Source organism: bacterium (assembly GCA_035527515.1).
In the GTDB taxonomy this organism is placed as follows: domain Bacteria; phylum B130-G9; class B130-G9; order B130-G9; family B130-G9; genus B130-G9.
This window is the reverse complement of the sequence record DATLAJ010000180.1, coordinates 20,999-28,054: the sequence shown is the minus strand read 5'-3', so window position 1 is coordinate 28,054 and position 7,056 is coordinate 20,999. Positions and strand designations below refer to the sequence as shown.

General features: G+C 50.3%; 3 protein-coding genes. All 3 read right to left on the bottom strand.

Features of this window, described 5'->3' with window-relative positions:
• Window positions 1–1,001: aminotransferase class I/II-fold pyridoxal phosphate-dependent enzyme (locus VM163_14270; protein HUT05043.1), on the bottom strand; the 1,001-nt coding region annotated here is incomplete at its 3' end.
• 1,045 nt (window positions 1,002–2,046) lie between these two features.
• Window positions 2,047–3,405, bottom strand: a complete 1,359-nt coding sequence (locus VM163_14265) for a sugar transferase (protein HUT05042.1) — start codon at window positions 3,403–3,405, stop codon at window positions 2,047–2,049.
• Between the two features lie 128 nt (window positions 3,406–3,533).
• On the bottom strand, window positions 3,534–7,001 hold the full coding sequence (locus VM163_14260; GenBank protein HUT05041.1) for an interleukin-like EMT inducer domain-containing protein: 3,468 nt from the start codon (window positions 6,999–7,001) through the stop codon (window positions 3,534–3,536).
• Window positions 7,002–7,056: the final 55 nt, after the last annotated feature.

Here is a 7,056-nt window from a genome sequence, read left to right as displayed (position 1 = left end):
AAACTGGTGAATATGTGCTCAGCATCTTCATTCACTGTTGGGACCACGAGGTCATGCGTTCCCTCAAGCCTGTCAGCAAGGTACGAACCATTACGATGCCTTATCGCAGACAGACCATCTATTCGTCGAAGCTGCGAGGCGCCAACATCGCCCTGAACTGATGTCAACTTCCTGAAATAATGACCCGGAATGCTCGTCATCGGCGCCACCGGTTCCCTGAAGGACTCCTCGATCGGGTCCTTCCCAAAAAGACGAAATCCGCGGAGCGCCGGCCAGAGAAATGAACCGAAAATGCACCTGTTTGTCGCAATCTTCATCGCAGCACCGCTGACCGCCGCCTTCAATACCTCAGCGCGCGCAAGCGGCGTGAAATCGTGCATCGCAGTTCGTATTCTCTCTGCCACCTTGGGGTCCTTGCACGTTATTATCCCACCACCAAGCGTTGTGAAAGGCTTAGTCGGACCGAATGTGAAGTATCCAATATCACCAAAGCTCCCTGTTCTCTTACCCTTGAAGCGCGCGCCACACGATTGAGCGCAGTCCTCGATGACAACTAGGCCATACTTGTCTGCTATCTCCCGGACACGGTCCATATTGACTGGCTGACCATAAAGGTGGGTGGGGACAATGGCGCGGGTCTCGGAAGTTATCCTCTTCTCCACCTGATCAAGATCGATCAAATAAGTCCTTGGCTCGATATCGATAAACACCGGCACGAAACGCATATAGGCGATCATCGCTGGTATGCTAAAGAACGTCAAAGACGGAAGCATTATCCCAGCCCCCTTCGCTAACCCGAGGGCAGAGAGCGCGAGAGAAAGCCCCATCCTTGCCGATGGCACCGCAATCGCAGTTGAGGCGCCTATAAACTTAGCGAATTCAGCTTCAAAATATGAAACTCTCAAGTCGCTGAACGCGCTGTCCTTGAACGTCTGCCTGAAAACTGTGAACAGCTCGTCACAAGATAATGATGGCTTAAAGCGCGGAATCGCCCTTATCAACAATCAACCACCGTCCATATCATCGATCTACAATCTTCTCTATGTTAAATTACATCAAAACCATAACAAACAGGTTGAGATATGTCAACTACACAGCGTGAAGAGCCTCCTATGGCCGTTGTCCTAAAACTCACAACATCAGCATCAAGAACCGCTATCACTGCTCGCGTAGTTATATCCCTTAAGGCTGAAATGATAGTGTGCCTCCCATCTGACACCTGCTATGGCCTAAGCTGCCTCGCCACATCGCAGACGGTGACCGCCAAACTAGCCCAAATCAAAAACCGTAGCGCCTCAAAACCATTCATTCTCATCACCCATAACGTTCAAATGGCCAGACATTACGTTAAGGTTTGGAGCACCGAGGCACAGGCAATAGCAGGAGCTTTTTGGCCTGGCCCCATCACGATTATATTGCCATTTAGCCAACACCAAGCATGTCCAATCGCTCACAACTCCAATACTATTGCGGTCCGTGTGCCAGGGTCTGCGATCCTTAGAGAAATAATAAGGACAGTAGGTTGTCCACTCTGGTCAACAAGCGCCAACGATCCTGGCAGACCGTGCGCCACCTCAATACGTGCCGTCCCGGTTCACCTCCAAGAGCACATTGAGCTAATGCTCGATGTCGGCAAGCTCCCAGGCCAAGAGCCAAGCACTGTCATTGACCTGTCAAAAAGGACGCCCACTATCCTAAGAGAAGGCCCAATCAAAGCTAAAGATATTATCTCAAGAACCAACATCCAATTGCTGAACGATGATGTTGACAGATAGGCTGATAACTTCCTGTAACTTCATCACAAGGATTTGCTGGCGGTCCTCAGCTGAAGAAAAGCTCATCAAACCAGTAAAAAAAGTGTAAAAAAGATCACCCCTCGCCTAGCCAGTTATCAGCACGTTCTTAAGACAAGTTCTGCCCAGTAGGCACAAGGTAAGGCTGAAGTTAAACTTACAGGAAATGAACAGAAGAGAATGAGCGAGCACTGCTAAATAGGAGCTGTTTGTTCAACTCTAACAGGGCTTTCTATTACTTTGATTAAGGTACCTAGTAAGCTCCTTTACCAATAATAACAGCTTTAATGGTTTTCAAAAGAATGATGAGGTCCATAAGTATTGACCTATTCTTGATGTAGTAGAAGTCGTACTGGAGATTCTGCTCAAGAGGGAGATTTTTTCTTCCAAACACTTGCCATAGGCCTGTTATTCCAGGCTTCACGTCGAGCCGCTTTCTCTGCCATCTATCGTATTGAGCTACAATAAATGGCATCTCAGGTCTTGGGCCGACGAGGCTCATGTCACCGTTGATCACGTTCAGAAGCTGTGGTAGCTCATCGAGGCTCGTGCGTCTGAGGACTCTCCCTACTCTTGTAATACGTTTATCTTTCTTGTGAGTTGGTGAGTGTTCAAAAGTATTGACATTAGAAAACATAGTTCTAAATTTACAGATCGTAAACTCTTTACCCTTTTCACCGACTCTAGTCTGCTTAAACAGGACAGGACCTTTCGTGTCGAGCTTTATGGCCAGGGAGATTATGATCCAAAGAGGTAGTGACAGAAGTAATATGATTACTGCGAAACAGAAGTCCATAACTAATTTTGATAGGTGCCTTAAAGCACTCGTCCTTGGCCCTGTTAGATCAATAATGGGAGTGTCGGCAACATTGTCTATTTCAGTTTTACCAGTCATTATTCCAAATAAATCTGAAACTATCCTAAATGAGGTCTCTGTCTCCTCACAGCCTGCTACGATGTTTAGTATCTGATCGTGATCCATATTAGGTTTTGCGAAGAATACTTCTTTTGCCTGGAATTTATCGATGATTTGTGGTAACTGGTGTATGTAGCCCAAAAAAGGTAGGCCAAGAACTGTCCCGGTCATACTGAGCGATTTATCGTCATCAACGATACCAATTATTTGGTATCCCAGGTCCTCAGCCCTCTTCATCCTATCTATAATCAGCGTCGCGGTCTCACCTGCTCCCACAATAATTACCCTGGTTTTCCCATATCCTTTCTTCATGCGCTTTCTTTGGAAGTATCTTATGCTCGCTCTGGATGAGCCGACTAGTACAATATTGCAGACCCAAAATGAGAGCACAATGAGCCTTGAATAGTCGAACTTCCTAAGAAAAGAGGCGGCCATTATTATTACGACACCGAAAGTTATCGCTCGAACGATCTCCCGGAACTCACCCATTCCCGAGATGCCCCTTCTTGGCCTGTAAAGCCCCTTACTCGAGAATATGAACACCCATAGAATGCAGACAAACGGGATTGTCCAGAGATATGTAGTAATGTCATGCAGAAAGGGTGTTACGAATCTTGTGTCTTCAAGTAGATTGACCCTTATCCAGTAGGTAAGTATTATGGAGATTATGGTTGAAAGAGTGTCAGAGAAGACCAATAATACCCGGATTCTCGAGTCGCTTCCTGACATTTCAATCCTTACTTACGCCCTAACTCTCGTAACCTGTTGTGTGAAACTGAAGATATATCAAGAGCACATTCCGATGAGCGTTTAACAGGATGTGGTTACTCTATCTTGGCTTGTTCGTGCTCCAAGTCCCGAGTCACCATTAGAGAAGCCCCGTCCAATGATGCACTGCAGAAGCCTCTCGGTTTCCGGAGTTTATAGCCCACGAGAACGAGGTTCTTGTAGGCATTTTGAGGTAGGCCCTGGCGTCTTATAGACTGGTTTATTGCATTGCTGAGAACCGGGCTGATCTCGGCCGGCTTTGAGCCTGAGTATGCAAGCACAATCACCGAGCCGTTCTTAAACCCATCGATGGCTTTAGCCAGTGCGAGAGGATCGTCTTTGCTCAACGTCTTTGCACAGAGGAGAGCGCCGGTCTTTGGATCGACGGCCGATAGCGTCCATGTATTGCTACCTAATACAACTCTAACTCCGTTTACGTAATGATAGGACACGCCATTTGAAGCTGCTACGAAGATCGTGTCTATGCAGGTTAACTTGATGTCTTCAACTATCTCCTCGAGGCGCATCACTCTCGGAATTGGTGAGATCGAGGCTCCCGACAGGTAGGCTTTGTGGGCTGCGTTGTAGTTGTGCATTTTTGCCAAGAGAATTCCCTTTGCGAAATAGGCATTAGGATTCTCCAAAACGGAGAGACTTTTGTCGAACGCCGACAGAGCCTGCTCAGGCATTGAGCACTGGTCCAAGCGCTTCCCTAGAGCCACAAAAAGTCCCGGGTCTGTTGACTGAAGCAACGGCACAACTTTCTCGCGGAAGCTCTCATCATAAAGAGGCAGTCTTCTGACGAAAGACACATTGCCTTCTGAGAAAAATGTTGAAAGTTGTCGGGCGCATTCTGACCAGAGCTGCTGTTTACATAGCGAGAGGATGTTTAAGAACTCTGCGGTCTTATTCCTTCCTGCGACCGCGATAACGCTCTTGTCCCAGCCGGTCTGCTCAAGAGCTTGCCCACTCTTCACACCCTTTGCGCCGATGAGCGAGTACGAATGTCTGAAGCCTGCCGGGAAGAGCATTCCCCGCGTTTTCCTGTCTCTTTTTTCGATTTCCACGCCACAGATTTCTGAGATTTGCTGTGCCCACGATGTATCCAGCGTCAGTCCGTTTTCGGCGCCGAGAGAATTGAGGCACTCGTTAATTGGTCTCGTTGCTCTATATGCTCCGTCGCTAGAGACAGCCACAGCCACAATGGTGGATACCTTGAGGGATTCGATCAGGGCTTTGAGCTTCGATTCAGTCGAAGGGTCATCTGCGGGCACAAGGTTGACAGAATTGAGCAGTAGTCCACTGGCGTGGTCAATGGCCGCGATGTTGAACCCGGGCATCTGGTAGGACACCTGCTCACCATCAACGAAGATGTCCCCCTCAGGGCCATGATATGCCCCGCTGCTGACCGAGACTATATCGACAGGGACAGCGGGTCCCCTCTCGCATACAGAGCCCTCTCTTAGCTCGGCAATAGGGACTAGGGTTACGTGCGATATTGCGAACTTGCGCAAGTCAGCTCTTCGTGCATTCGATTCAGCCTTGAGCGAGAAGACATCGTGAACCAGCTGCAAGCTATGGACGTCTGCCGAGAGAATCAGCACCTTGCCAAATTGCTTTTTGCCAGGCTCAAGAGGCACCACCTCTATGGGCTTGCCATCGAGTAACATAACGATGACCGACCGGAAGCGCCCTTGTAGGCCAAAGGGCGTGATCTCGAAGGACAGAAAGTAAGCACCAGACTCGCCAACGTCCAGTGCGAGTGTTGCGCCGTCCAAACAGCCGGTCTCATTGTGACGTGCGAAGCTATCCTTGTCCAGTCCCGAGGCTAGTGCCACTCTTGACAGGTTTCCGTCAGAAAAAAGCAGCGGCATTTCCGGGAGCGCCTCATTAGCGCAATGCGAGTGGCTGGGCGAGCGCGAGAGCGCGTTGGCAAGCGCCTCAAGTTCCATGTCGGAGGCTAGACCAAAGTTCTTCTCTATGATTGCAGGGAGCTTTGTGTGCTTCTCTTTGGCCGAAGAGTTGCTGAGGAGATGGATGATGCTGCCAACATGACTGCTGTTGCTAGAGAGCGCCTTTTTGAAGGCTTTGCCTGCGGACTTCTTTTCTCCTAACGCCTCTGCCAGCAAACCTGTCGTGTAGCTCGTCGAGGCGCTTCTGCCCATGCTTCTGAGGTAGCGCCTAAGTTTTGGCCAGACGTTGAGGAGCTCGTCGCGGATGTCATCGTCCGAGGTGTCGGCGCACCACGAAGAGGCCAAGGTCTCACTTAGGTTCCCCAGGGCCGCAGCCGCCCCGATTCTCCCCATTATGCTCGACTGGCTGCAAGCGGCAAAGGACGAGACGATTCTGTAAACGTTTAGTGCGTGCTCGAAATCACCCTTGACGAAAAGCGCATACGCCAAGACTGAGAGCACTGGCTGAAGTGTCTCGGCCATTGGGTCGGCCGCGGCCGCGTTCCCAAGAGCGTTCACCGCCTCTTCGTTCTTGCCCGCTGCAAGAAGAGAGGACCCGAGCTTCCATAGGATTCTGTGAAGGTCGTCCGACCGAGCTATTGAGAGAACTGTTTTACCATATGCAGCTATTGTGTCGTTCGTCATACCCATGGTGGAGTAAACGTCGCCGAGCTTCTCCAGAATCTGGGCATCGCTGGAGTGAGTGGCCAACGATTTTTTGATAATCCTCACTGCTTCTTCTGGTTTGCCAACACGCTCAAGGACCTCGACCAGGTCCAGGAGACTTTCCTTATCGTCCGGGATGATCTGGCTCCAGGCATCTGTGCCAACGAGCCCTTTCATCACTAGCCTCTCCCACAAGAGCGGGGTGCCTATTCTTAATGCTTGTTTGAGCAGATTCATGCCCTCCTCGCTGCGCCCAGAATCGATGACCTGAATGGCGTCTGATGCCCAGAAAGTGGCGATCCTGAATCTGTCGAATCTCTCTGAGACATCAGGGGCAAAAGTGTCCTTGACCGCAGCCGAGGTCGCGGGAGACGTTGCGGATGTGTCCACAACATCCGTAACACCGACATCCACAACGTCAGTGATGCTTGTGTCTCCGAATTGCTGAAGTGCGAGGCGGCCGTAAAACCATTGGGCGCCGACTTTTTCCCATATTTCCGTCTGCCTTTGTGGAATCCTAACAGGGGCCCCAGGGATCGCGATCGTGAAGCTGATCTGGGCCTCAGCAAGATTCTCATCGCAATTGACGGTGATGACATCAACCATGAAATCAGTGATAATTGGCACGGACGCTCCGCCTCTGAACGGTATCATGTCTTCGGACTGCAGCTTTTTGCCCGAGGAGGAGGCCATCATCGAGGCCATCTTTCTCCTGTCACCGGCCGCCCTGGCGCGCCACAGCTCTTCCACCCTTGAATAGAGATCGGCAGCCTCTCTCATCCTTGCGTCTGACATCGGCCCGACGAGGGCCGACGACACATGCCCAGACCAAAACAGACCGAGAACTAGCAGGGACACCAGCAAGAACCGCTGAGGAGAAGAGAAGCTAATCAGAGGACCTCGCATTATTCGATTCTCATCATCAACGTTGACGCCACGCCGCCTTCAATCTTCTGTGCGA